The 2,303-nt window shown below is 75.4% G+C and carries 2 protein-coding genes; both read right to left on the bottom strand.

Translation table 11 applies throughout. The features are described 5' to 3' along the window. Positions 1 to 50 precede the first annotated feature (50 nt). Positions 51 to 830 (bottom strand): hypothetical protein, encoded by a 780-nt coding sequence (locus AB0K09_RS32665; RefSeq protein WP_366069017.1) that lies wholly within the window; start codon positions 828 to 830, stop codon positions 51 to 53. Continuing rightward, positions 827 to 2,303, bottom strand: a 1,477-nt coding sequence (locus tag AB0K09_RS32660; RefSeq protein ID WP_366069016.1) for an FAD-dependent monooxygenase, incomplete at its 5' end; no start/stop codon positions are given. The genes AB0K09_RS32660 and AB0K09_RS32665, both read right to left, overlap by 4 nt.

Genomic DNA, 2,303 nt, shown 5'->3' with positions numbered 1-2,303 from the left:
GCCCGACGTCGAGAACAAGTCCGGCAGCGGGCACGTCCGCCCCAGCGAAGTCACGATCCGCTATCAGACGGCCGGCATGCGCGCCCACGTCTGCGGTGGATGCAGGTGCCGACCAGAGTGTCGTCGTCCTGCCGTCCCTCCGTGTCGCGCAACATGCCGCCGATGAGGTCGTGGGTGTGCGTACCGGCGGCCCTGCGGCGGGCGAGTTCGGTGCGGAAGTACGTGTCGAGCTCCCGCGCCGCCGCCTCGGCCACCGTGAACCCGTCGGCGGCGCGGGCGACGCGTGAGCTGGTGGCCTGCTGGAGGTCGACCGCGCGGCCGCGGAACCAGGGCCGGTCCTCCTTCGGCACGCCCAGCAGCTCGCTGATGACGAGGATGGGCAGCGGCGCGGCGAACCGGTCGACCAGATCGGCCGCGCGCCCTCCGGCCAGATCGGCGGCCAGCCCGTCGACGAGGCCGGCGGTCAGCTGCCGGATGCGGGGGCGCAGACTCTCCACGACGCGCGGGGTGAAGCTCCTGGACACCAGCGCGCGCACCCGCGTGTGCTCCGGGGGGTCCATGAAGACCATCCAGTGGGCTGTGGTCCGCCGCAGGTGGGGGCAGTCGGCCGGCAGGCGCGAGGGCAGCGCTCCGCGCCCGAATCCCCGCCCGGTCAGCACCCGTGCCACGTCGTCGTGGCGGAACAGGTACCAGGAGCCGTCCTCCGCCCGGTGGACCGGGTCGGCCTCCCGGTAGCGGCGGTAGAGCGGATACGGATCCGGGACGTGGACCTCCGAGGTACGGAACGGCCCCAGCGCGCCCGGTCCGCCCGGCGTGTTCGGCGTGCTCATGCTGCTCCCCTCACCGTGTCCGCCAGCCGGCCGGCGTCGGCGGGCGGGCGCGCGCCGCGCCAGGCCACGTGGCCGTCGGGGCGTACGAGGACGTACGGGCTGCCGTACAGCCGTGCCACCGCCGGGTCGTCACAGCGGAACGGCTCCAGCGGGACCCGGCGGGCGGCGAAGGCCGCCTCGACGGAACCCTCCGGATCGGTGAAGCACAGCAGCCGGAACGCACGGCCGTAGAGATCCAGCGTCGAGACCCCGGCCCGCAGCCACGCGTGCGGGGCGCGGCTGCCCGGCAGGGCGGCCGTCCGCCAGTCCCCCCGGCCCTCACCTTCGCCACCCGGCGCGACGAGGGGCGAGTCGTAGCGGAATCCGAAGTGCACGTCCGGCGCGTCGAATTCGCCGCGCACACCGCTCGCCTCCAGCCGGGCCGCCAGGTCCGCGCGCGCCCGTGTGCCCTCCGCGGAGTCCAGCAGGAGCTCGGCGGGCAGCTCGTGCCGCATCGTCCGGGTGAGGTGCGTGTTGGCCTCCTCCAGGCTGCGCTCGGCCACCGGCCGGCGCTCGGTGTCGTAGGAGTCCAGCAGCCGGGGACCGGCCCAGCCCGCCAGCACCGCGGCCAGCTTCCAGCCGAGGTCGGCGGCGTCGCAGATGCCGGTGTTCATGCCGAAGCCGCCCGAGGGCGACAGCGTGTGCGCGGCGTCCCCGGCGAGCAGCACCCGGCCCCGGCGGAAGCGTGCGGCGATGCGGTGGGTGAGGTGCCAGACGTTCTCGGAGAGCACCTCCAGCGGGGTGTCGGCGCGGACGGCCGTGCGCACCATGGTCAGCGCGTCACGGGCCGGCGCCCGGTCCGCGCTCACCGTCAGCCGGTACAGCTCCCGGCCGTCCATCGACCGCAGGGGGAAGCGCAGCGCGGGCGGCTGGGTGAGGAAGTACACCAGGGCGCTCCGGGGCCCCAGGAGTTCGCGCAGCAGGGGAGCGCGGAAGAGGATGTTGCGGAAGGAGCGGGTCGCGTACCGGGCCGGCGCGGCGATGCCCGCCGCCTTGCGTACGGGCGAGGAGGCGCCGTCGCAGGCGACGAGATAGCGCGCCTCCACGGTCACGGGTGTGCCGTCGGCCAGATCCGTCGCGGCCGCGGTGACCCGGTCCGCGTGCTGGACGAAGCCGGTCACCCGGCAGCGCCTGCGCAGCGGCCCCTCGGGATGTTCGCCCACGGCCCGTGCCAGCAGCGGGGCCAGCCAGTGCTGCGGGCAGATCTGCTCCGGTTCGGGGGTGTGGGGCGGTTCGGGCCGGCCGGCGGCCGTGCCGAAGCGCAGCCGGTGGATCTCGTGGTGGCCGACGGCCGTCACCCAGGCGATGTCCAGGGGATGGTCCCCGGGCCAGCCGGCCGCGCGGATCGCGCCGGCGACGCCCCAGCGCCGGAACAGCTCCATCGAACGCGGGCCCACCGTGCCCACCTTCGGATGCCGGACGACGCCGTCCGAC

The organism is Streptomyces sp. NPDC049577 (assembly GCF_040675635.1).
Lineage (GTDB): Bacteria > Actinomycetota > Actinomycetes > Streptomycetales > Streptomycetaceae > Streptomyces.
Note: the sequence above shows the minus strand (reverse complement) of the source record. Positions and strands in the feature narration are given on the sequence as shown.

What these genes read in the sequence shown, in the direction of transcription:
- AB0K09_RS32665 (WP_366069017.1), bottom strand. Translation starts at nt 830, where the DNA reads ATGAGCACGCCGAACACGCCGGGCGGACCGGGCGCGCTGGGGCCGTTC.